Here is a 25,800-nt window from a genome sequence, read left to right on the forward strand (position 1 = left end):
AAATGAACGACCAAATGTTTTAATGAGAGATTATTTCTATCATTCTTTCATTCAATCAATCACTAGTTTTTAAAAGCGGAAGTAGCTCAGTTGGTAGAGCGATAGCCTTCCAAGCTATAGGTCGCGAGTTCGAACCTCGTCTTCCGCTCCAATAAAAATTAGAAAGTGGGCAGTTATTGGTAACAGTTTTAATTTGGATAAAACTAAAAAGGCTGAAACTGGAAACTAAAAAGCCGACTTAGCTCAGCGGTAGAGCACTTCCTTGGTAAGGAAGAGGTCATGGGTTCAATTCCCATAGTTGGCTCAGGTATAATAAAGCTTTGTTAAATCTGTTTAATAAGCAGAGTAGACAAGGTTTTTTGTGTTGAAATAACAATAAATAAAAAAATAATAAAAAGTTAACCTACTAATTAGTTATAAATAAAATGGCAAAAGAAAAATTTGACCGCAGTAAACCGCACTTAAACATCGGTACAATCGGTCACGTCGATCACGGTAAAACAACTTTAACAGCAGCTATTACAAAAGTTTTGGCTGATGCTGGTTTAACTGAGGCACGTTCATTCGATTCAATTGACTCTGCTCCAGAGGAAAAAGAAAGAGGTATTACAATCAATACAGCTCACGTTGAGTATTCAACAGCTAACCGTCACTATGCACACGTTGACTGTCCAGGTCACGCGGATTACGTGAAAAACATGGTTACTGGTGCTGCTCAGATGGACGGTGCAATTATCGTTGTTGCTGCTACTGATGGTCCAATGCCACAAACTCGCGAGCACATCTTATTAGCTCGTCAGGTTGGTGTACCTTCATTAGTTGTATTCATGAATAAAGTGGATATGGTTGATGATCCTGAATTATTAGAATTAGTAGAAATGGAAGTTCGTGAATTATTATCGTTCTACGAATTCCCAGGTGATGATATTCCTGTAATCCAAGGTTCTGCATTAGGTGGATTAAACGGCGATCCTAAATGGGTTGGAAAAATTATGGAATTAATGGATGCTGTTGATAGCTACATTCCAATTCCTCCACGTTTAACTGATCTTCCATTCTTAATGCCTGTTGAAGACGTATTCTCAATTACTGGTCGTGGTACTGTTGCTACTGGTCGTATTGAGCGTGGTGTAATCAACTCTGGAGATCCGGTTGAGATCTTAGGTATGGGTGCTGAGAACTTAAAATCTACAGTAACTGGTGTTGAGATGTTCCGTAAAATCTTAGATTACGGTGAAGCTGGTGATAACGTAGGTTTATTGTTACGTGGTATTGAGAAAACTGATATCCGTCGTGGTATGGTAATCTGTAAACCAGGTTCAGTAACGCCTCACACTGATTTCAAAGCTGAGATCTATGTATTATCAAAAGCAGAAGGTGGTCGTCACACACCATTCTTCAACAAATACCGTCCTCAATTCTATTTCCGTACTACAGACGTTACTGGTGAGATTTCACTAGCTGAAGGTACTGAAATGGTAATGCCAGGTGATAACGTTACCATCACTGTAAAGTTGATCAACGCTATCGCAATGGAAAAAGGTCTACGTTTCGCTATCCGTGAAGGTGGTAGAACAGTAGGTGCTGGTCAGGTAACTGAAATTTTAAAATAAATCTTAAATCCCGGTTGACCGGGGCTTAAGTAAAATAAGAAAAGCGAAGTGTTTATACACTTAAACACTTCGCTTTCTAAATACGGGAATAGTTCAACGGTAGAATAGAGGTCTCCAAAACCTTTGATCAGGGTTCGAATCCTTGTTCCCGTGCTCAAAACAATGGTTGAGTAATTGAATGAGTGAATGATTGAATTTGAAAGTAAGCTTTCGAATATTATCATTCACTCATTTAGTCATTCTGTCATTCAATAAATTAAATATGGCTAAAGTAGTTGAGTTTATAAAAGAATCGTACGATGAAATGACCCAGAAGGTTACATGGCCTACCTGGGGCGAACTGCAAAGTTCTGCAATTCTTGTATTAGTGGCTTCTTTAATTATTGCATTGGTTATTTTTGCAATGGATAAAGGATCAACATTTGTGTTAGATACTTTTTATAAATCACTTTCTAATTAATATTTACTAATGAGCGATCTAAAGTGGTACGTTGTAAGGGCTGTTAGCGGTAAAGAAAAGAAAGTAAAACAGTACATTGATGCTGAGATCAGCCGTTTAGGTTTCTCTCATTTGGTTCCTCAGGTTTTAATACCAATGGAAAAATATTACCAAATGAAAGATGGTAAAAAAATTGCCAAAGAACGTAACTTCTATCCTGGTTATGTTTTAATCGAAGCTACATTAGATGGAGAATTAGAACACATCATTAAAGGAATTAACAGCGTTATTGGTTTCTTAGGTGATAAAGCCGGTAATCCAATCCCAATGCGCCAGGCAGAAGTTAACCGTATTTTAGGTGTGGTTGATGAAATGAGCGAGCAAGGTGAAACCATGAATGTGCCTTACTATGTGGGCGAAGGCATCAAAGTAATGGACGGACCTTTCAATGGTTTCTCCGGTATTATCGAAGAGGTAAACGAAGAGAAGAAAAAACTGAAAGTAATGGTTAAAATCTTTGGACGTAAAACGCCACTTGAACTTAACTACATGCAGGTAGAAAAAGAGTAAGAAATTATCTTTAAAATATTTAAAGGCCTTAGAATTTATTTTCTGAGGCCTTTTTGTTTGAAATAGATTTTCATTATAAGATTATGGCATTTTAATTGCTAGATTATAAGTATCCCTATCATTTTTTGTGATTTAATAATTAATTGTCAAACCACTTTAACAGTAATTATGGAATATTCATTAGTAGGGAAGAAGAACGCAGGTATTATATTTAGTTTTTATGATCCTTTTAAGTCGTTTCTAATCTTTGGTTCGGGTTCATTTTCTCCTGCTTTAATTCCTTTAATTATTGACACTATTCATAAAAATTATGTAGTGAAGAAAGTATCTGCAAAAGGCGGTATTGATGTTGATTATTATTTTCTTGAGTCAGGGATGGTTTGGGATAAAAGAAAAAGAATAAAGTTCAATAAAAAAGCGAATTCTTTATTATTATTGGTAGAAAACGGTCTTCCCAGATCCTTAAAGCCAACTTGGGATGCTGCTACTAATAAGCGGATCTTAACATTAGATAAAAGATTGCAAGCGCCAGCTCGGGAATTTACTAATACAGTGGAAGAAGAGCTTGGTATACAGCTAAGGATTGTACAGGCTTTAAGGACTATTGCTGAACAAAATGCGCTATATAATCAAGGCAGAACTACTCCTGGAAATATAGTAACTAAAGCAAAAGGAGGTACAAGTTATCATAATTATGCATTAGCTATGGATGTTGTGATTGTGAAAGAAGGTAATGCAGTTTGGAGTATATTGCCAAAAGAGGTTGTTAAGATTGGAGAAGATTTGGGATTTGAATGGGGAGGAAATTGGAAAGGTTTTAAAGATTATCCTCATTTTCAGATGACTTTTGGTCAAAGTATTAGAGATTTGAAAAAAGTAAAATAGTTATGAAAGGGTTTCTTATATTTTTGATTTGTATACTTTATTATGGTGCTGATGGTGTCTGTGTAAATGATCGTTCAATCAAAGCATTGGTTGATACTCCGGCTATTATCAAGAAAATACAAACGGACTTTTTAGCAATCAATAAACAGTTAAGCCTTTACCGAAAGAAAACTAAGGATGCACCCGGTGTGTCGGCAGAAGGTGGAGAGGTAACTGGTTATTATGATAAAAATACCTTAAAAAAAATGCATTGTGTTTTCTATGGTGAAACAGGAAGAGCTGAGGTTGATTATTATCTTAATAATAAAGGTCTATTCTTTGTATTTAGAAAGGAGATATTCTACGATAAGCCGATGTACGTGAAAGGTTCTAAAATAAAAAACACTGTCGAAACACGTTATTATATACATAGTAATAAAGTGGTAAAAAGTATTTCCAAACCCAGCACATCAGTAATATTATCCTATAATGAAATAGGAGATAGCTTTAAGCAAATCTTAAGCATATTAAATACGAAATAGGTTTGGTTCAATTTAATGATCGTTGCTAACTCCTAATTGATCGGGAATATTTTTACGCATTACATAATATAAAATATATTTCTCTCCATCTATTGTGCATTTGCAAGATTATCCATATCTTTGCAGTCCTTTAAGCTTTATAGGAGCTATAAGGAATTAAATGTTACATGCTTCCAATATTTAACATTGAGTTTTAAATAAACAAAAAACACAAAATGGCAAAAGAAGTCAGTGCAATGATCAAATTACAGATCAAAGGCGGAGCGGCAAATCCATCGCCACCAGTAGGACCTGCATTAGGTGCTAAAGGGGTGAACATTATGGAGTTTTGCAAACAGTACAACGCTCGTACCCAAGATAAAGCAGGTAAAGTATTGCCAGTTGTAATTACTGTTTATGCTGATAAGTCATTCGATTTCATCATCAAAACCCCTCCTGTAGCTATCCAGTTAAAAGATGCTACTAAATTACAGAGTGGTTCTGCTGAGCCTAACCGTAAAAAAGTTGGATCGGTGACCTGGGACCAGATTAAAGTTATTGCTGAAGATAAAATGCCTGATTTAAATGCATTTACGATCGAATCTGCAATGAGTATGGTTGCCGGTACAGCACGCAGTATGGGAATCACCGTTTCTGGTGACGCACCCTGGAACAATTAATTAAAAAACAGTTTACAACAGTGGCGAAATTAACTAAAAATCAAAAAAAGGCACATGCTAAGATAGAAGCTGGTAAAGCTTATACTTTGAAGGATGCTGCTGCTTTGGTAAAAGAAATCACTACGACTAAATTCGATGCTTCAGTTGATATTGATGTATCTTTAGGAGTAGATCCGCGTAAAGCCAATCAAATGGTACGTGGTATTGCTACTTTACCACACGGAACAGGTAAAACTGTACGTGTTTTAGCTTTAGTAACTCCTGATAAGGAAGAAGAAGCAAAAGCAGCTGGCGCAGACTTCGTAGGTTTAGACGAGTATGTAGCTAAAATTGAAGGTGGTTGGACCGATGTAGACATTATTATCACTACACCAGCTTGTATGGCTAAGGTAGGTAAATTGGGCCGTGTTTTAGGTCCAAGGAACTTAATGCCTAACCCAAAATCTGGTACAGTAACTAACGAAGTTGGTAAAGCTGTAACAGAGGTTAAAGCAGGTAAAATTGATTTTAAAGTAGACAAAACGGGTATCATACACGCCTCGATAGGAAAAGTATCATTCCCAGCAGACAAAATTTATGAGAATGCACTTGAGATTATTCAAGTAATTTCTAAATTAAAACCATCTGCTGCAAAAGGAACTTATTTTAAGAGCATTCACGTGTCTTCTACAATGAGTCCTGGGATTGCAATTGAAACAAAATCAGTAGCGGGGATCTAATCATGAACAGAGAAGAAAAAAACGAAGTAGTTTTAGAACTACAAGGACAAATGCAAGAGTTTGGCAATTTTTATATTGCTGATACTTCTAGCCTTTCTGTAGAGCAGATCAATAACATCCGCCGCAAATGTTTCGAAGGTGATATCGTAATGAAGGTTGCTAAAAACTCTTTAATCCGCAAAGCGATTGAAGGTTTAGATGGCGATGCTTCTGAGATATACGAAGCCCTTAAAGGTTCATCATCATTATTATTCTCAAAAACAGCAAACGCTCCGGCTAAGTTGATCAAAACTTTGAGAAAAACATCTGATAAACCAGTGCTTAAAGCAGCATATATAGATTCATCAGTATACGTTGGCGACGACCAATTGAATAACTTAGTAAGCTTAAAATCAAGAGAAGAGCTTATTGGCGATATCATTGGATTATTACAGTCACCAGCTAAAAATGTTCTATCTGCGCTTCAGTCAGGCGGTAACAAAATTGCAGGAATTGTTAAAACTCTTCAAGAAAGAGAAGGTTAACGAACACCTTAAGTTCGCAAATTAAACAAAATTATTACACACGTAAATTTTTAAAATCTTAATAAAATGGCAGATTTAAAAGCGTTTGCTGAGCAATTAGTAAACTTAACAGTAAAAGAAGTTAATGAATTAGCTCAAATCTTAAAAGATGAGTATGGTATTGAGCCTGCAGCTGCTGCTGTAGTTGCTGGTCCTGCTGCTGGTGGTGATGCACCTGCTGCTGCTGCAGAAAAAACATCTTTTGATGTAATCTTAAAAGAAGCTGGTGGTCAGAAATTAGCAGTTGTAAAACTGGTTAAAGACTTAACTGGTTTAGGTTTGAAAGAAGCTAAAGACTTAGTAGACGGAGCACCAAAAGAATTAAAAGCTGGTGTTGCTAAAGACGAAGCAGAAGCTCTTAAAAAACAATTAGAAGAAGCTGGAGCAGTAGTTGAGATTAAGTAATCACTTAACTTAGCTAAGCTAAAAATGTATTAGACACCGACTGAAAATGTCGGTGTCTTTACCTGTTTATAAACATCTCATTTTGTTTGGTTAATGAGCCTGTTTGAAATCTGAACCAAACAAATAGTTTATTCTTAAACTAAAATCTTTTAGTCCATTGGCAAAGACAGTCGAACAAAGAGTAAATTTTGCAACTAGTAAGCACATTATAGACTATCCGGATTTTCTGGATGTGCAATTGCAATCATTCAGAGAATTTTTCCAGATAGATACCACATCAGACGATCGCTCTAGCGAAGGTTTGTTTAAAGTGTTTGCTGAAAACTTTCCAATAACAGATTCAAGAAATATCTTCGTATTAGAGTTTCTTGATTATTTTGTTGATCCGCCACGTTACGATATACACGAGTGTATTGAGCGTGGATTAACCTACAATGTTCCATTAAAGGCAAAGCTAAAGCTTTCTTGTAATGATGTAGAACATGAAGATTTTGAAACCATCATCCAGGATGTGTACTTAGGTACGATCCCGTATATGACACCAAAAGGTACATTTGTTATCAACGGTGCAGAACGTGTTATCGTTTCGCAATTACACCGTTCTCCAGGAGTGTTCTTCGGTCAAAGCCGTCACACTAACGGAACCAAATTGTATTCTGCCCGTGTAATTCCTTTCAAAGGTTCATGGATCGAGTTTGCTACAGACGTTAATAACGTGATGTATGCTTACATCGATCGTAAGAAAAAATTCCCGGTTACCACTTTATTACGTGCTATCGGTTACGATTCTGATAAAGATATCTTGGAACTTTTCGATCTTGCTGACGAAGTAAAAGTTAGTAAATCGGGTTTAAAGAAATACATCGGTCGTAAACTGGCTGCAAGAGTATTGAAAAAATGGGTTGAAGATTTTGTTGATGAAGATACTGGTGAGGTAGTTTCTATCGACCGTAATGAAGTGATTCTTGAAAGAGAAACCGTTTTAGAAGACGAACACATTGATATGGTTATCGAAGCTGGCGTAAAAAGCATCATCTTATCAAAAGAAGATGGCGCAAGTCAGGCTGATTATACCATTATATATAATACATTACAGAAAGATACATCAAACTCAGAAAAAGAAGCTGTAGAAAACATCTATCGTGCTTTGCGTAACGCAGAACCACCTGATGAGGAAACAGCACGTGGTATCATTGATCGTTTATTCTTTTCAGATAAACGTTACGATTTAGGAGATGTTGGTCGTTACCGCATCAACCGTAAATTAAAAATGAATACCCCTGATGAGGTTAAAGTATTAACAAAAGCAGATATTATTGCAATTGTAAAATACCTGATCAAATTGATCAACTCAAAAGAAGAGGTAGATGATATCGATCACTTGTCTAACCGTCGTGTACGTACGGTAGGTGAACAATTATACGCACAATTTGGTGTTGGTTTAGCCCGTATGGCCAGAACAATCCGTGAGCGTATGAACATTCGCGATAACGAGGTGTTTACACCAACTGATTTGATTAACGCCCGTACGTTATCATCAGTGATCAACTCTTTCTTTGGTACTAACCAGTTATCTCAGTTCATGGATCAAACCAATCCATTAGCAGAGATCACGCACAAACGCCGTTTATCGGCCCTAGGTCCAGGTGGTTTATCACGTGAGCGTGCCGGTTTCGAGGTACGTGACGTTCACTACACGCACTATGGTCGTTTATGTACGATTGAAACGCCAGAGGGACCAAACATTGGTTTAATTTCATCACTTTGTGTGCATGCAAAAATCAATAATTTAGGTTTCATTGAAACACCTTACAAACGTGTTGAAGATGGTAAAGTAGTTGTAGATTCAGACGTTATTTATTTATCTGCAGAAGATGAAGATGGTAAAACCATCGCTCAGGCTAATGCAGAGTATGATGATAAAGGTAACTTTACCACACCACGTGTTAAAGCGCGTTATGAGGGTGACTTCCCAATTATTGAGCCTGAGAAATTAGACTTAATGGACGTTGCACCTAACCAGATTACTTCAATCGCTGCTTCGTTAATTCCGTTCTTAGAACATGATGATGCGAACAGGGCTTTGATGGGATCGAACATGCAACGTCAGGCCGTACCATTGTTACGTCCTGAAGCACCAATTGTAGGTACAGGTTTAGAAGGTCGCGTTGCACGTGACTCAAGAACTTTGATCAATGCAGAAGGTGATGGTATTGTAGAGTATGTTGATGCTAACGAAATTACCATTAAATATGAGCGTAACGAAGATGATCGTTTAGTTTCATTTGAAGGTGATAGCAAAACTTACCGTTTAATTAAATTCAAAAAAACCAACCAGAATACTTGTATCAACTTAAAACCAATCGTTAAGAAAGGTCAGAAAGTAACTAAAGGACAAGTACTTTGCGAAGGTTATGCAACTGAAAATGGCGAATTAGCATTAGGTAGAAACTTGAAAGTGGCATTCATGCCTTGGCAAGGTTTCAACTTTGAGGATGCGATTGTAATTAACGAGCGTATTGTTCGTGATGACGTTTTCACTTCATTGCATATTGAAGAGTTTGAATTAGAAGTACGTGATACTAAACGTGGAGAAGAGGAATTAACACCAGATATCCCGAACGTTTCTGAAGAGGCTACTAAAGACCTTGATGAAAATGGTATTATCCGTATTGGTGCTGACGTAAAAGAAGGTGATATTTTAATTGGTAAGATTACACCAAAAGGTGAGTCTGATCCTTCACCGGAAGAGAAATTACTACGTGCAATTTTTGGTGATAAAGCAGGTGATGTTAAAGATGCGTCTTTAAAAACTCCTCCTTCAATCCAGGGTGTGGTAATTGATACTAAATTATTCAGCCGTGCTAAGAAAACGACAAAAGCTGAGGAAAAATCGGCAATTGAGAAATTAGACAAAGGATATAACAATATCACTGAGAAATTAAAAGCAGAATTAGTTGACAAATTATTCACCATCGTAAACGGTAAAACATCTCAGGGTGTATTTAACATTTACAAAGAATTATTGGTTGCTAAAGGCGCTAAATTTACTCAGAAAATTTTAGCTGAGCTTGATTATAATCACATTAGCCCTAACAAATGGACTACTGATGATGATAAAAACGAGATGATTAAAATGTTGCTTCACAACTACGGTATCCGTGTTAACGAAGAACTTGGTGCTTACAAACGTGATAAATTCGCGATCAGTGTAGGTGATGAGCTTCCTTCAGGAATCGTACAGATGGCAAAAGTTTATGTAGCTAAAAAACGTAAATTAAAAGTAGGTGATAAAATGGCGGGTCGCCACGGTAACAAAGGTATTGTTGCACGTATTGTACGTGATGAAGATATGCCTTTCTTAGCTGATGGTAGTCCGGTTGATATCGTGTTGAACCCACTGGGTGTACCTTCACGTATGAACCTTGGTCAGATCTACGAAACCGTATTGGCATGGGCTGGTAAAGAATTGGGTGTTAAATTTGCAACCCCGATTTTTGATGGCGCTACGCATGATGAGGTGGAAGAATGGATCGCTAAAGCAGGAGTTCCTGCTTCAGGAAAAACCTACTTATACAATGGTTTAACAGGTGAGCGTTTCGATCAGACTACAACTGTAGGTATTATCTACATGTTGAAATTAGGTCACATGGTTGATGATAAGATGCACGCCCGTTCAATCGGACCATACTCATTAATTACACAACAACCATTGGGTGGTAAAGCCCAGTTCGGTGGTCAGCGTTTTGGTGAGATGGAGGTTTGGGCATTAGAGGCATTCGGTGCAGCTAATATTCTTCAGGAGATCTTAACCGTTAAATCGGATGATGTAATCGGAAGAGCCAAAACTTACGAAGCCATTGTTAAAGGTGAAAACCTACCAACGCCAGGTGTGCCAGAATCGTTTAACGTATTGGTACATGAGTTACGCGGATTAGGTTTAGATATTACATTAGATTAAATAAGGTAGAAGGTTTAAGGTATAAGGTGAAAGGTTTTAAACCCTACGCCCTAAACCTTAAACCCTACGCCTTTAACCTTACATAAGTATGTCTTACAAAAAGGATAATAAATTAAAAAGCAATTTCACATCAATCACGATTAGCTTATCGTCTCCAGAAATTATTTTGGAACGTTCAAGCGGTGAGGTGTTGAAACCAGAAACCATTAACTACCGTACTTACAAACCTGAGCGTGATGGTTTGTTCTGTGAGCGTATTTTTGGTCCGGTAAAAGATTACGAATGTCATTGCGGTAAATACAAACGTATCCGTTATAAAGGTATTGTTTGCGATCGTTGTGGTGTTGAAGTAACGGAGAAAAAAGTACGTCGTGAGCGTATGGGCCACATTGCTTTAGTGGTTCCTGTTGCACACATCTGGTACTTCCGCTCTTTACCAAACAAAATCGGTTATTTATTAGGTTTACCTACTAAAAAATTAGATTTAATTATCTATTACGAGCGTTACGTAGTTATTCAATCAGGCTTAATGGCTGAAGAAGGTATCAACTATATGGACTTCTTAACGGAAGAAGAGTATTTAGATATCTTAGATAAATTACCTAAAGAAAACCAATACCTGGATGATAAAGATCCTAATAAATTCATCGCCAAAATGGGTGCTGAAGCATTAGAAGATTTATTAAAACGTATTGATTTAGATACTTTATCTTATGATTTACGTCACCAGGCAGCTAACGAAACTTCTCAGCAACGTAAAAATGAGGCTTTAAAACGTCTTCAGGTTGTTGAAGCTTTCCGTGGCGCTAATACACGTATTGAGAATCGCCCTGAGTGGATGATTGTTAAAATCGTTCCGGTTATTCCACCAGAATTACGTCCTTTAGTACCATTAGAAGGTGGCCGTTTCGCTACTTCCGATTTAAATGATTTATACCGTCGTGTAATTATCCGTAACAACCGTTTAAAACGTTTGATCGAGATTAAAGCACCAGAGGTAATTTTACGTAACGAGAAACGTATGTTGCAGGAAGCTGTAGATTCGTTATTCGATAACTCACGTAAAGTTAATGCGGTAAAAACTGAAGGTAACCGTGCTTTGAAATCACTTTCAGATATCTTGAAAGGTAAACAAGGTCGTTTCCGTCAGAACTTATTAGGTAAACGTGTGGATTATTCAGCTCGTTCGGTAATTGTTGTAGGGCCTAGCCTTAAATTACACGAGTGCGGTATTCCGAAAGATATGGCTGCTGAACTTTACAAACCGTTCATTATTCGTAAGATGATTGAGCGTGGTGTAGTAAAAACAGTTAAATCTGCGAAGAAAATCGTTGATAGAAAAGATCCGTTAGTTTGGGATATCTTAGAAAATGTATTAAAAGGTCACCCGGTATTATTAAACCGTGCACCTACGCTACACAGACTAGGTATTCAGGCTTTCCAGCCAAAATTAATTGAAGGAAAAGCAATCCAGTTACACCCACTAGTTTGTACTGCATTTAACGCCGATTTTGATGGTGACCAGATGGCTGTGCACTTACCGTTAGGTAATGCCGCAATTTTGGAAGCCCAGGTTTTGATGCTTGCAGCACATAACATCTTAAACCCTGCAAACGGTACACCAATTACAGTACCTTCTCAGGATATGGTTTTGGGTCTTTATTATATTACTAAAGGCCGTAGAACAGATGAAACCAGAGTGGTAAAAGGACAGGATTCTGCTTTCTATTCTCCGGAAGAAGTTATTATTGCTTATAACGAAAAAGAATTAGACTTGCACGCATTTATCAAAGTAAGGGTAAATGTTAAACAAGCTGATGGTTCTATCGTTAATAAATTAACTGAAACTACTGTAGGTAGAGTATTGTTCAACCAAATGGTTCCTGAAGAAGTTGGTTATATCAATGAGCTATTAACCAAAAAATCTTTAAGAGATATTATTGGTGAAGTAGTGAAAATGACCGGTATGGCCCGTGCTTCTCAATTCTTGGATGATATCAAAGAATTAGGTTTCAAAATGGCATTCCAGGGAGGTTTATCGTTCAACTTACAAGACGTAAACATTCCGGTTGAAAAACATACTTTATTAGAACAGGCAGCAGCTGAGGTTGAAGAGGTAAGAAACAACTATAACATGGGTTTCATTACCAACAACGAGCGTTACAACCAGATTATCGATATCTGGACCCGTATCAACAACAGGTTAACTACATTCGTTATGACTCAGTTATCATCAGATAACCAAGGTTTTAACTCTGTTTACATGATGCTTGATTCAGGTGCACGTGGATCTAAAGAGCAGATTCGTCAGCTTTGCGGAATGCGTGGTTTGATGGCGAAACCTCAAAAATCAGGTTCAGGTGGCGATATCATCGAAAACCCGATCTTATCAAACTTTAAAGAAGGTTTATCGGTATTAGAGTACTTTATCTCTACTCACGGTGCACGTAAAGGTTTGGCGGATACGGCGTTAAAAACGGCGGATGCGGGTTACTTAACCCGTCGTTTACATGATGTAGCGCAGGATATGATTGTTAACGATAACGATTGTGGTACTTTAAGAGGTATGTATACAACCGCTTTAAAAGATCAGGAAGATATCGTTGAGCCATTGTACGACAGGATTTTAGGCCGTACTTCATTACATGATGTATACAATCCTTTGGATAATACATTATTAGTAGGTGCGGGCGAAGATATTAACGAAGATGTTGCTAAATTGATCGAAGAATCTCCGTTAGAAGGTATCGAGATCCGTTCAGTATTAACCTGCGAATCTAAACGTGGTGTTTGTGCATTATGTTATGGCCGTAACTTGGCATCTGGTAAACGCGTTCAAAGAGGTGAGGCAGTTGGTGTAATTGCAGCACAGTCAATCGGTGAGCCGGGTACACAGTTAACACTTCGTACTTTCCACGTGGGTGGTACTGCATCAAACATTGCTGCAGAATCTAACATCGTAGCTAAGTTTGATGGTGTAATCGAATTCGAAAATATCCGTACTGTTGATACACAAACAGAAGAAGGAACAGTTCAGGTGGTATTAGGTCGTTCAGGTGAGTTCAAAATTGTTGAGCCAGGAACCGGACGTATCATTGTAACCAACAACATTCCTTACGGTGCATTCTTATTCGTAAAAGAAGGTGATAAACTTTCTAAAGGTGATAAAATCTGTTCGTGGGATCCGTACAACGCGGTTATTCTATCAGAATTTGCCGGTAAAGCACAATTTGATGCCATTATTGAAGGTGTAACCTTCCGTGAAGAATCAGATGAGCAAACTGGTCACCGTGAAAAAGTAATTATCGATACACGTGATAAAACTAAAAACCCTTCAGTTCAGATCGTTGATAAAAAAGGCGAAATGATTAAAGGTTATAACATTCCGGTAGGTGCCCACGTTTCAGTTGATGAAGGTGAAGCTATCCAAACTGGTCAGATTATCGCTAAGATTCCTCGTGCAACTGGTAAAACCCGAGATATTACAGGTGGTTTACCTCGTGTAACGGAATTATTTGAAGCACGTAACCCATCTAACCCAGCTGTAGTAACTGAGATTGATGGTGTGGTAACTTTAGGTGGCGTTAAACGTGGTAACCGTGAGATCACAATCGAATCGAAAGATGGTGAAGTTAAAAAATACCTGGTTCCATTGTCGAAACACATCCTTGTACAGGATAACGACTTTGTGAAAGCCGGTATGCCTTTATCAGATGGTTCAATTTCTCCTGCCGATATCTTATCAATTAAAGGTCCTGCAGCGGTTCAAGAATACTTAGTAAATGGTATTCAAGAGGTTTACCGTTTACAAGGTGTGAAAATTAACGATAAGCACTTCGAGGTAATTGTTCACCAGATGATGCAGAAAGTTCACATTGAAGATCCAGGTGATACTATTTTCTTAGAAAACAATGCTGTTGACCGTTGGGATTTTGCCGATGAGAACGATGCAATGTACGACAAGAAAGTTGTTGAAGACGCAGGTGATTCTACAGATTTCAAACCAGGTCAGATTGTTTCATTACGTAGATTAAGAGATGAAAATTCTCAATTGAAACGTAAGGATTTAAAACAGATTACGGTTAGAGATGCAAGACCAGCAACTGCAAGTTCTATCTTACAAGGTATTACACGTGCATCATTAGGTACTAAATCGTTCATTTCTGCGGCTTCGTTCCAGGAAACTACGAAAGTATTAAATGAGGCAGCAATTGCAGGTAAACGCGATAATATGTTAGGCTTGAAAGAAAACGTGATCGTTGGTCACTTAATCCCTTCAGGTACTGGTGTACGTGGTTACGAAAGAATCATCGTTGGTTCTCAGGAAGAATACGATAAATTATTAGCTTCGAAACAAGAAGAAGTAGAAGCTTAGATTTTAATCTAACAATAATTTTAAGCCTACCGATGTAAAAATCGGTAGGCTTTTTTGTTACCCGATTATTTTTCATCGCAGCGAAAAAAAAATATTTGTGTAGTTTTAAATGCAATTGCTTAATCCAATAATTTTTGCCATATGAAGAATTTTTTTCTCTTTCTTTTCTTATGTTTTCAAGCCACGGTTTTTGCTCAAAATAAACGCCCTAATATCATCTTTATACTTTCCGATGATCATGCTTATCAGGCAATAAGTGCCTATGGGAATAAATTGATTCATACACCGAATATTGACAAACTGGCAAAGTCTGGCACCTTGTTTAACAATGCAATTGTATCAAATGCCATTTGCGGACCAAGCCGGGCAGCCTTTATAACCGGGCAATACAGCCATAAAAATGGCTATAAGGTTAACGACGGTGTATTAGATACCAACCAACGTTTTTTACCACAAATATTGAACGAAAATGGCTATCAAACGGCCTGGATTGGGAAATGGCATTTAGGAAGCCTTCCACAGGGTTTTGATTATTGGAATGTGATGCCTGTACAGGGACATTATTTTAATCCTGATTTTATAAACCAAAAGAACGATACTTTATTGTACCATGGTTACGTAACGGAGGTGATAACGGAGTTGACAAAAAATTATTTAAACAAAAGAAATCCGGATAAACCTTTTTTCCTGGTTGTAGGTGAGAAAGCAACGCACAGAGAATGGTTGCCCGATTTACAGGATCTTGGCGCATACGACTCGATAAAATTTCCTTTACCTGCTACGTTTTACGATGATTATAAAGGAAGAACGGCGGCATCTAAGCAATTAATGAGTATTGGGGAGGCCATGACAATTAAAACCGATTTAAAAATCAATCAGCCTTTTGGTGAAAAAGTTAATGTAGGTAAAGCCACAAAGCCGGCAGTAAAAGGAAAAGAGATTGAAGAATCAATGATGCGCTATTATCAGCAGGGAGAGTATTCTCGCATGGATAGCCTGCAGAGCAAAGCATATCGTGCATATTACGGCCAGCTTTCGAAAGCATTTCAGCAACTTTATTTAACAGGAAATGCGTTAAAAGAATGGAAGTTTCAACGATACATGAAAGACTATTATGCTACGGCAAAATCACTGGATAGAAATATTGGAGAAATACTAGATTACCTGGATCGTAATGGATTAAGTGAAAACACGATTGTTATTTATGCCTCAGATCAGGGCTTTTACCTGGGTGAGCATGGTTGGTTTGATAAACGTTTTATCTATGAAGAATCCCTTCGTACCCCATTCATCATCCGTGTGCCAGGCCTTTCGGCAATGAAAGATAAAAAATTAGATCAAATCATCTCAAATGTTGATTGGGCACCAACAATTCTTGATTTTGCAGGCATCTCCAAACCAGGCTTCATGCAGGGTAGGTCTTTTTTGCCCGTACTAGAAAATCCAAAAATAAAAAACTGGAAAAAAGAAGGCGCATATTATCATTATTATGAATATCCAGGGCCACATTATGTTTCGCCGCATTTTGGCATTCGAACCGATGGTTATGTTTTGGCTCGTTTTTATAAAGGCACCGAGGCCTGGGAAATGTATGATTTGAAAAAAGATCCCAAAGAATTAAAAAATATAATTGAGGATAAAAACTATTTTGTCATTAAAAATGAGCTTAAAAAGAAACTTAAGGCGCTAATTATCGCCTACGATGATAAAGAAGCCCTGAAAGTTTTTAATCAGAATTTATAGCTTTTCTTGCCGATGTTTTGCGTATTCGTTTTGTTACAATCTATCAAACGTTTGCGTAGTTGTGGGCTGACAATCCATTAATTTATTGTGTAAGGTTTAATTAACTTCGGTTTATGAAGCTTGTATCACTTTCATTATTAATGGTTTTACTTTATTCCTGCTCGGTAAGTAGAACCTATAACCAGAAAGCAACCTGGAAGGAAGATTTTAACCAGAAAAGTAGTTTCGACCAAAAAAAATGGTCTAAAATACCTCGCGGAGGTGCCGATTGGAACAGGCACATGAGCGATGATGAAAATTGTTATGCGCTTCGGGACGGTAAAATGATACTCCGTGGAATAAAAAATAATGATTTTTCGAAAGATACTTCACGCTACTTAACCGGTGGTATTTATACCAAAGATAAAGTGGCTTTTGGTTTTGGTCGTTTAGAGATTAAAGCCAAACTAAATGGAGCCCAGGGTGCCTGGCCTGCCTTTTGGATGCTGGCCGAAAACAGTAAATGGCCTGATGGTGGCGAAATTGATATTATGGAAAGACTAAATTTTGATTCCATAGCTTATCAAACCATTCACACTTATTATACGCTTACCCTTAAAATAAAGGATAAACCAAAATCAGGAGGAACAGCTAAAATTGATCCCAAAAAATTTAATACTTATGCTGTAGAAAAGTATCCAGACAGTTTAGTATTCTTCGTGAATAACAAAAAGGCTTTTACCTATCCAAAAATAGCGACGACCAAAGAAGGACAGTTTCCGTTTAATCAAAGCAAACATTATCTGCTTATCGATATGCAGCTGGGAGGTAGCTGGGTTGGGAAGATAAAAGATGCCGATTTGCCGGTAGAAATGGAAATTGACTGGGTGAAATTTCATCAATTTAAAAACGGTGCAAAATGATGAAGAGGCTTCTATTTGGTATTCTTATTATAGGGATCTATTTTAATCTAAGTGCACAAACCAAAGGAAATAATTGGACAAGTAACCATTCGCTTGATGAATTAAACCGTGCACCTGTTGCACTTATTCCATTTCCACAGAAAGTACAATGGCTGCCCGGGAAATTGATTGTTAAGCAAATTGTTGTCAAATCAAATGCGGATACTGCTATTCTACCTGCTTTAAAAAGCTTATTGGTGGATAATGGTCTTACGATTTCAGCCAATTCTGGCAAAAATAAAACTCAGGTAAACTTAGCAATCGTAGAAATACCAAACCTTAAAAAAGAAGGTTATCAGCTTTCCGTTTCTCAAAAAGGAATTAACATCAGCGCGCCAGACATTAATGGTTTGTATTACGGTATCCAGACTTTGAGGCAGTTAATGCTGAAAGAAAACGGGTTCAGCTCATTACCTTTTTGCGAGATTAGTGATTGGCCAGCTTTCGCTGTTAGGGGATTTATGCACGATAATGGGCGTAATTTTCAAAGTATTGCTATGTTAAAAGCACAACTGGAAATACTTTCTCATTATAAATATAATACCTTTCAGTGGCATTTAACAGATAATCCGGCCTGGCGTATGGAAAGTAAAATCTTCCCTCAGCTTAATGAATCCAGATTTAGGCAGACTAGCCGCGATCCGGATAGTAGTTACAGTTTTGATGATATTAGGGAATTGATCCGCTTTGCTAAAGAAAGGGCTATCACCATTATCCCCGAATTAGATATGCCTGGGCATAGTGCTTATTTCGAGCGTGTATTTGGCTTTAAGATGGAAAGTGTGCAGGGTATGCAGACTTTAGAAAAGTTAATTGACGAATTTTGCAAAGAAATCCCATCCGGCGATTGCCCGATTATACATATTGGCTCTGATGAGGTTCATATTCCCAATCCTGTGGCATTTATCGATAGGATGAGCAAAAGGGTTTTGGCCAACGCACGTAAGGTAATGGTGTGGAATCCGGGCTTGCCACCAGCAGCAGGAAGTATACAGCAGCTTTGGCGGGAAGAAGCAACAGGCGAAGTAGCCAACAATAACACTAATCCCATTATCGATTCGTATGGTGGTTATTTAAATTTATTTGATGCTGTTACTTTAATTCAGCATTACTTTTTCCAACAGGTTTGCAACAAAGCTCAGGGAGATCAATATGCTTTAGGTGGTATTTTATGTTGCTGGCCAGATACCAGGGTAGCAGATAAGCAGAAAATTTTTCTGCATAATCCGGTTTGGCCGGGTGCATTGGCATACAGTGAAGCCGTTTGGTGTGGGCGAGCTGAGGCTAAGCCCGAATACCTTAATGTTTTACCTTTAAAAAATACCCTGGCCAATCAATACTTCGCAGAATTTGAAAAACGGTTAACAGCTCATCAGGGCCGGTTTTTTAGTCAGCTGGCATTTCCTTATTTTAATACTTCACAAACAGAATGGCAGTTAAGCAAGGTTTATCCGAAAAACAAGGCTGGGGAAGCAAAACAAGTGTTTCAAAAAGTTGCTGGAAGTGTGATCAGAATTAATCAATCGTTAATTCCAAATCAGCCAATTGATAGTTTAACACAAGTTGATTTTATTTCGTACATTTTTTGTAAAGCAGACCAAACGATCAATGCTTTAATTGGTTTCGAAACCCCTGCACGTTCTAACAGGCATAGTGCGGGCATACCACAAAATGGAAAATGGGATGCCAATGGTGGCGAAATTTATATCAACAATATGGAACTAAAAGGGCCGGTTTGGCAAAATCCGGGTGGAAACCAAAACCTTAAACCAACCTGGTTTACACCAGCCAATGAAATTCCATATACCGATGAAGAATTTTTCTGGTCGCGTAAACCTGCAGCCATCAAGCTTAAAAAAGGGTGGAATAAACTGTTGATAAAAGTGCCTAAACCCATAACCGGGCAGAACTGGATGTTCGCCTTTATTCCTGTTAAACAGAAAGATGGGAAATGGATTAGTGATGCGGCTGTCGCGCTAAAAGCGGAGCGAAAATGATAATATAGATTCAAAGACTGTTAACATACGTTGTACTTCAACCTTAACCAAATGCTAATTTTATTACAAAATAATTTAATGAAAAAATTAATTGTTACCTCAACCTTGATGGCGTTATTCATGGCCAACGCTTTAGCTCAAAGCGACAAATTAAAACCACAGCATACCATAGCCATTACGCCCGGAGAAAGTAAAGCCAGCATTATTGCAAAGGCAAGTCATGTGGTGCCAACCGCTAATCAATTAAGCGCATTAAAAAACGAGTTTATTGCATTTATTCATTTTGGGCCAAACTCTTTTACCAGAATGGAGTGGGGAAATGGCAAAGAAGACCCGAAAGTTTTTGATTTAAAAGAACTGCATACCGATCAATGGTGCCAGGCGATGAAATCGGCAGGGATGAAAATGGTGATCATTACCGTAAAACATCATGATGGTTTTGTACTTTGGCAAAGCCGTTACACCAAACACGGCATCATGTCAACAGGTTTCGAAGACGGGAAAGGAGATATTCTAAAAAATCTTTCTGCATCTTGCAAAAAATACGGACTTAAACTAGGTATTTATTTATCTCCGGCAGATTTATATCAAATCGAAAATCCTGAAGGATTGTATGGCAATCTGAGTAAAATATCTACGCGAACCATTCCACGCGAAACAGCAGGACGCCCGTTCGCTAACCCAACTAAATTTAAATTCGAGGTTGACGATTACAACGAATATTTTCTAAACCAATTATTTGAAGTTTTAACCGAATACGGACCAATTGATGAAGTGTGGTTTGATGGTGCACATCCTAAAACCAAAGGCGGACAGAAATATAACTATCCGGCCTGGAAAACACTGATCCATACTTTAGCACCAAAAGCGGTGATTTTTGGTAGAGAAGACATCCGTTGGTGTGGCAATGAAGCTGGTGGAACCCGCGAAACCGAGTGGAACGTAATTCCTTATAGTGAAAACCCGGATACGGCGACACATTTTCCTGATATGACAGATAAGGATTTAGGTAGCAATAACGAACTTTATAAAGCTAAATACCTGCACTATCAACAAGCCGAAACCAATACATCCATAAGAGAAGGCTGGTTTTACCGTGACGATGAGAAACAAAAAGTACGTAGTGCGGATGATGTTTTTGATATTTACGAACGTTCTGCAGGTGGAAATTCGACTTTTTTGCTCAATATCCCCCCAAATAGAAGTGGTAAATTTTCAGATGAAGATGTAAGTGTACTGAACGAGGTTGGTAAGCGCATCACCGAAACCTATGGCAAAAATTTATTTGCCGGTGCAAAAGGTGCAAAACAAGTACTCGATAACGATATGAACACTTATGTTTTACTTAACAATAAGCAAAACAGCATTGAAATAGCAACGCTTAAGCCGGTTACCATCAATAGAATCGCAATACAGGAAGATATTGCAAACCATAGCGAGCGCGTAATCGAACACCAGCTGGAGGCCTGGATCGGTAATAAATGGCAAAAAATTGCTGCGGCAACGAATATCGGTTATAAACGTATTTTACGTTTCCCTGAAATCACTTCTTCGAGGTTTAGGTTAACTGTTCTGTCATCAAGAGCTGAACCTGCAATAGCCACCATATCGGCACATTATTACCGTACACGTCCGCCACAATTACAGTTTAGCAGAGATATCAATGGTTTAACCACCATTTCACCGAAAACCCACGTATTTGGGTGGAAGCCACACGGAGAAAATGCTACCGCTAACCTTAACAAAGGCATCGAAATTTACTACACCACAAACGGAACTGTACCGAATGCCAGTGCTAAAAAATATACTGGTCCGCTTCAAATTGCAAAAGGCGAAGTAAAAGCAATAGCCATAACCAATAAAGAAAAAGGACCTATAGCCACTGAAACATTTGGTATAGTGAAAAAAGATTGGAAATTGTTAAGTAGTGATAGCGAAGGTGCTAAGCACGCTGCTGCAATGGCATTTGATGGTAAAAAACAAACGTATTGGTTAGCGAACGAAAGCAATGATCAGCTCCAAATAGCAATAGATTTAGGTAATGTCCGTGAATTAACGGGTTTTATTTATACCCCACCAACTGATTATGCTGATGGAATGTTAGAGAAAGGCGTTTTACAAATCAGTAACGATGGTAAAACCTGGCAAGATGCCGAGAGCTTCGGGTTTGGTAATTTAATTAACGATCCAACCCCGCGCACGCATTATTTCAAAAAAGCAATTTCAGCAAAATATATACAGGTAAAAGCAACAGCGATTGCAGGCAATAAAAAAACATTGGCCATAGCAGAATTAGATTTTTTAGAAAAATAATATTTTATAGCGCCAGTGAATTAATTTTATTTCAAACATTATGTTTTAAATTCCGCTATTAAGCAGCGGAATTTTTTATTTTTGAGCTATTATGGAAGAACAACAAAACGAGAATCAATTAAACATAGAGTTATCAGAAGAAATCGCTGAAGGAATTTTTTCAAACTTAGCCATCATTACACACTCTAATACCGAGTTCGTATTGGATTTTATCCGCGTAATGCCGGGAATTCCGAAGGCTAAAGTGAAATCAAGGATTATCTTAACTCCGGAACACGCAAAGCGTTTATTATCGGCATTGGAAGATAACATTCAGAAATTCGAAGCCGTAAACGGACGTATTAAAACTCAGGAAGAACCACCTTTTCCGATGGGCTTCGGCGGGCCAACCGCTCAAGCGTAAGCGTACTCAAAATCTTACAAACAAATGTTTGTTTGCTATGTTAGCATAGTATATATTTGTTATTTAACCATATATAGATGAGAAAAATTTTATTGAGCGCATTACTTTCTGCCCCACTTTGGGTTTTGGGGCAGGGTTTCCAGGTTAATTTACAAGGACAGAAACAAATTGGTATGGCAGGTGCAGGTTCTGCATTGGCTTTAGATGAGGCTTCCGTATTTTACAATCCAGGTGCAGTAACTTTCTTAGAGAAAAACTCCGTTTCAGCAGGTGTAAACCCATTATTATTTAAGTCGGCTTTTAAACAAGCAGGTTCGAACGTTACAGAAGATGTGAAGAACAAAATTGCTCCACCTTTCGAATTTTATGCGGTTTGGGGTCCGAAATCGAATAAATGGAAGGTTGGCTTAGGTGTATATACACCTTTTGGCGGTTTGGTAGATTGGGGCGATAATTGGTCTGGTAAGTATGCTTTAACCTCACTAAATTTAAAAGCAATCTATTTTCAACCAACTTTAAGTATAAAAATTACCGATCGTATTGGTATAGGGGCAGGTTTCGTTTATAACCATGGCGATGTAAATCTTCAAAGGGCTATTCCTGTAAATTTTCCTGACGGTCGTTCGGGAAAAGCAACCTTAGATGGTACCGGAACAGGTTACGGATGGAACGCGGGTTTATACATTAAAACATTAAGCAACATCTCTTTTGCACTGGTACACAAATCGAAGGTCATTACAAAACTTGATGGTGGCTCAGCAGAATTTGAAGTTCCTAAGTCATTAGAAGGATCTTTCCCGGCTGGAAATACATTTAATGCCGAATTGCCTTTACCAGCAACAACCAGTTTAGGGGTAGGTATTCCCTTGTCAAAAAGCACCGTTTTAGCATTTGATGCAAGCTGGGTACAATGGCACATTTATCAGGATTTATCTTTTGATTATGCAACCAATACACCTGCGCTTGTTGATACAAAATCGGCACGCAATTATCGTGATGGTTCTTCGTTTAAATTAGGTATTAACCACCAGGCATCAGAGAAATTAGCATTAAGGGCAGGTGTTGGTTATGCCTTTTCTCCGGTACAGGATGGATACGTAACCCCCGAAGCGCCTGATGCCGACCGTTATATTTTAAGTGCTGGTTTAGGTTATACACCTACCCGCCATTTCGAAGTTAATGCATCGTTCTTTTTTGAAGATGTTAAATCGCGTAAACAAAAGAATATCGAAACGGGCCTGGATGGTACCTTTAAAACTTTGGTTTATGCACCAGGTATTTCGTTAACTTATAAATGGTAGGAGAATTACAAATGAAAAGATACATATTGAATAGTTTCGTTGCTGCTATCATCCTTTTTGCAGCAGCTTGTAAACCAGAAATAGAAACTCCTGCAGGATCAACCGCCGGACAAGCTAATTTTAGCAAATATATTGCAGTAGGTAATTCCTTAACCTCTGGCTTTGCCGATGGAGGTTTATATTTAGAAGGACAGAAAGTGGCCTATCCTAATTTATTGGCGGCCAAAATGGCTACTGTTGGTGGTGGTGCTTTCACTTCGCCGTTTTTTAGTGAAGAACATTTAAACGGCTCAAGTTATATTTCTTTAACCGCGTTGGTTAACGGAACACCAACCTTAACGCCGGTAGTTGATAAATTGGCTTATCGGGATGCAGCGAAGCATTTAGATAAATATAACGGTGAAATTCAAAACTTAGGTATACCGGGCATGCGTGTTGATCTGGCTTTCGATCCAACGTTTTCTTTCAGTGCTGCAAACCCTTATTTCGAACGTTTGTTAACCGATGCTCAGGTAGGTAAAACCAATTATTTTCAGTTTATTCAAGGCAGAAATCATACTTTTTTCTCCCTTTGGTTAGGAAATAATGATGTATTGGGTTATGCCTTAAACGGTGCGGTTACCGTATCTACCGACCCAACAACAGCTTTAACAGATAAGGTTACTTTTTCATCTTTATATGCTAACTTTTTAAATGTTTTAACCGTAGGTGGTCAAAAAGGTATAGTAGGTACTATTCCTGATGTAACGGCAATTCCTTATTTTAATACGGTTACCGTGGCAGCTTTGTTAAATGCCGCTAAGGCAATTAATCCAGCGGCAGCGGCAATTTACATCCAAACCGGAGCAGGCGCAGTAAGACCTGCAACTGCTGAAGATTTAATCCGTTTGCCATTCCAATCAGAAGGCATATTTGGAAAACCAAATGTTGCTGGTATTCCTTATGGATTACATCCCTTAAATCCAATCGAAAATAAATGGGTACTGGATAAAGATGAGGTAGTTAAAGTAAAAGATTATGTAAATAGCTACAACAGTACCATTAAATCTTTAGCTACAAGCAAAGGTTTGGCTATCGCTGATACCTATACTTATTTTAATCAGGTAAAAACGGGTATTAACGTTCAGGGTGTTGGTATTAATGCTGCATTTATTACGGGTGGTGCATTCTCTTTAGATGGTATTCACTTAACCCCACGTGGAAATGCAGTAATTGCGAATGTATTTATTGATGCCATTAATGCTAAATATGGTTCTACCATTCCAACGGTTGATATTACACAGTATAGAGGTGTAAAGTTCCCGGATAAATAATAAGATTTTTAATGGCATAAGCGGAGGTTGTATCATAAATATAGAATTGTCATCCCGATTCTTCGGGAAGCTCAAGATGACAGCATCTAAAGTGAAATCGCATTTATGATACAACCTTTTTTTATTTCGCCGTTATTTTATCTTCTATAAGGTTTATAATTTCTGCGCTTTGATTGGGCTCAAACCAATTGATTTCTTCATCCCTTCTAAACCAGGTCAGTTGACGTTTAGCAAAGCGACGTGTATTTTGTTTGATCGCAGTTATTGCATCATCCAGGCTTGATAGCCCATCCAGGTAATCGAAAAGTTCACTATAACCTACGGTGTTTAAGGCATTGTATTTTTTAAAAGGTATTAGCGATTTTACTTCATCTACTAAACCATCCGCAATCATTTTATCAACCCTGCGGTTAATTCGGTCATATAGAACAGCACGATCGGTATTTAACCCGATTTTGATGATATTAAACGGTCTTTCTTTTTTTGTAGCCGAAAGCATTGATGAAAGTTTTTGACCTGTTGATAAAAATACCTCCAAACCCCTGATCATTCTCTGCGGATTCTGTTGATCTACCTTTGCGAAGTATTCGGGATCTAATTTGGCCAGCTGGTTTTGGATACTGGATAATCCTTCTTCTTCAAATTGTTTATTCAGTCTTTCACGTATCGCTAAATCAATATCTGGCATCTCATCCAAACCATTAATTAAGGCATTTACATATAGACCCGAACCGCCAACCATAATGGCCAGGTTGTGGTCTTTAAAAATTTGATCGATCGTTTTTAAACCTTCTACTTCAAAATCGCCTGTGCTGAACAGTTGTGAAACCGAATGTGAATTAATAAAATGATGTTTTGCTGCTGCTAATTCGGTAATATCTGGTTTTGCCGTTCCGATTTCCATTTCCTTAAAAAACTGGCGGGAATCGGCAGAAATAATTTCTGTGCCAAAATGTTGAGCCAGTTGAATAGCCAGGGCTGTTTTGCCAATTGCAGTAGGGCCAACAATGGATATTAAGGTTTTTGGGTGAAGCATAGTGCTGTATAAAATAAAAGCTGCCAAATTTAAATATTTGGCA

At 38.0% G+C, this 25,800-nt stretch carries 19 protein-coding genes and 3 tRNA genes; 21 read left to right on the forward strand and 1 reads right to left on the reverse strand.

Going from position 1 to position 25,800, the window contains the following annotated elements:
- The first annotated feature begins 75 nt into the window (after nt 1-75).
- The 21 genes from CA265_02855 (at nt 76) to CA265_02955 (ending at nt 24,721) form a co-directional block, all read left to right on the forward strand.
- Nucleotides 76-151: transfer RNA gene (locus tag CA265_02855), tRNA-Gly, on the forward strand.
- A gap of 81 nt (nt 152-232) precedes the next feature.
- Nucleotides 233-304: transfer RNA gene (locus CA265_02860), tRNA-Thr, on the forward strand.
- A 121-nt stretch (nt 305-425) separates the two neighbouring features.
- A complete protein-coding gene (locus CA265_02865) occupies nt 426-1,613 on the forward strand; it encodes an elongation factor Tu (protein ARS38675.1) in 1,188 nt (395 codons plus the stop codon).
- A gap of 82 nt (nt 1,614-1,695) precedes the next feature.
- Nucleotides 1,696-1,766, forward strand: a tRNA-Trp gene (locus CA265_02870).
- Between the two features lie 109 nt (nt 1,767-1,875).
- Nucleotides 1,876-2,073, forward strand: coding sequence for a preprotein translocase subunit SecE (locus CA265_02875; protein ARS38676.1), 198 nt, complete (start codon nt 1,876-1,878; stop codon nt 2,071-2,073).
- A gap of 9 nt (nt 2,074-2,082) precedes the next feature.
- Entirely contained in the window at nt 2,083-2,622 is a 540-nt protein-coding gene (locus CA265_02880; GenBank protein ID ARS38677.1) for a transcription termination/antitermination factor NusG, read from the forward strand.
- 375 nt (nt 2,623-2,997) lie between these two features.
- A complete protein-coding gene (locus CA265_02885; GenBank protein ARS42869.1) occupies nt 2,998-3,507 on the forward strand; it encodes a hypothetical protein in 510 nt (169 codons plus the stop codon).
- Nucleotides 3,508-3,509: 2 nt separating this feature from the next.
- Nucleotides 3,510-4,028 carry a hypothetical protein gene (locus tag CA265_02890; protein ID ARS38678.1) on the forward strand — a complete coding sequence of 173 codons (519 nt, stop codon included), beginning with the start codon at nt 3,510-3,512 and terminating at the stop codon, nt 4,026-4,028.
- A gap of 215 nt (nt 4,029-4,243) precedes the next feature.
- Complete coding sequence (locus CA265_02895; GenBank protein ID ARS38679.1) at nt 4,244-4,687, forward strand: 50S ribosomal protein L11; 444 nt, start codon at nt 4,244-4,246, stop codon at nt 4,685-4,687.
- A 20-nt stretch (nt 4,688-4,707) separates the two neighbouring features.
- The gene (locus tag CA265_02900) at nt 4,708-5,406 is read left to right on the forward strand and encodes a 50S ribosomal protein L1 (GenBank protein ARS38680.1); all 699 of its coding nucleotides are present in this window, start codon (nt 4,708-4,710) and stop codon (nt 5,404-5,406) included.
- A gap of 2 nt (nt 5,407-5,408) precedes the next feature.
- Nucleotides 5,409-5,930, forward strand: a complete 522-nt coding sequence (locus CA265_02905) for a 50S ribosomal protein L10 (GenBank protein ID ARS38681.1) — start codon at nt 5,409-5,411, stop codon at nt 5,928-5,930.
- 66 nt (nt 5,931-5,996) lie between these two features.
- Entirely contained in the window at nt 5,997-6,374 is a 378-nt protein-coding gene (locus CA265_02910) for a 50S ribosomal protein L7/L12 (GenBank protein ID ARS38682.1), read from the forward strand.
- Between the two features lie 157 nt (nt 6,375-6,531).
- Entirely contained in the window at nt 6,532-10,335 is a 3,804-nt protein-coding gene (locus tag CA265_02915; protein ARS38683.1) for a DNA-directed RNA polymerase subunit beta, read from the forward strand.
- 88 nt (nt 10,336-10,423) lie between these two features.
- Nucleotides 10,424-14,710 carry a DNA-directed RNA polymerase subunit beta' gene (locus CA265_02920; GenBank protein ID ARS38684.1) on the forward strand — a complete coding sequence of 1,429 codons (4,287 nt, stop codon included), beginning with the start codon at nt 10,424-10,426 and terminating at the stop codon, nt 14,708-14,710.
- A gap of 141 nt (nt 14,711-14,851) precedes the next feature.
- Nucleotides 14,852-16,453: a sulfatase gene (locus CA265_02925; GenBank protein ID ARS38685.1), complete on the forward strand. Its 1,602-nt coding sequence runs from the start codon at nt 14,852-14,854 to the stop codon at nt 16,451-16,453.
- Nucleotides 16,454-16,566: 113 nt separating this feature from the next.
- Entirely contained in the window at nt 16,567-17,355 is a 789-nt protein-coding gene (locus CA265_02930) for a beta-glucanase (protein ARS38686.1), read from the forward strand.
- Nucleotides 17,352-19,391, forward strand: coding sequence for a hypothetical protein (locus tag CA265_02935; protein ARS38687.1), 2,040 nt, complete (start codon nt 17,352-17,354; stop codon nt 19,389-19,391). Before CA265_02930 ends, CA265_02935 begins: the two co-directional genes overlap by 4 nt.
- Before the next feature lie 78 nt (nt 19,392-19,469).
- Nucleotides 19,470-21,704, forward strand: a complete 2,235-nt coding sequence (locus tag CA265_02940; GenBank protein ID ARS38688.1) for an alpha-1,3/4-fucosidase — start codon at nt 19,470-19,472, stop codon at nt 21,702-21,704.
- Between the two features lie 91 nt (nt 21,705-21,795).
- Complete coding sequence (locus CA265_02945; GenBank protein ID ARS38689.1) at nt 21,796-22,107, forward strand: hypothetical protein; 312 nt, start codon at nt 21,796-21,798, stop codon at nt 22,105-22,107.
- Nucleotides 22,108-22,184: 77 nt separating this feature from the next.
- The gene (locus tag CA265_02950; GenBank protein ID ARS38690.1) at nt 22,185-23,408 is read left to right on the forward strand and encodes a long-chain fatty acid transporter; all 1,224 of its coding nucleotides are present in this window, start codon (nt 22,185-22,187) and stop codon (nt 23,406-23,408) included.
- A gap of 11 nt (nt 23,409-23,419) precedes the next feature.
- Entirely contained in the window at nt 23,420-24,721 is a 1,302-nt protein-coding gene (locus CA265_02955; GenBank protein ID ARS42870.1) for a G-D-S-L family lipolytic protein, read from the forward strand.
- Between the two features lie 121 nt (nt 24,722-24,842).
- Here CA265_02955 and CA265_02960 read toward each other — a convergent pair whose 3' ends face one another.
- The gene (locus tag CA265_02960) at nt 24,843-25,757 is read right to left on the reverse strand and encodes a tRNA (adenosine(37)-N6)-dimethylallyltransferase MiaA (protein ARS38691.1); all 915 of its coding nucleotides are present in this window, start codon (nt 25,755-25,757) and stop codon (nt 24,843-24,845) included.
- Between the last annotated feature and the right edge of the window lie 43 nt (nt 25,758-25,800).

The sequence above is a fragment of the Sphingobacteriaceae bacterium GW460-11-11-14-LB5 genome (genome assembly GCA_002151545.1).
Classification (GTDB): domain Bacteria; phylum Bacteroidota; class Bacteroidia; order Sphingobacteriales; family Sphingobacteriaceae; genus Pedobacter.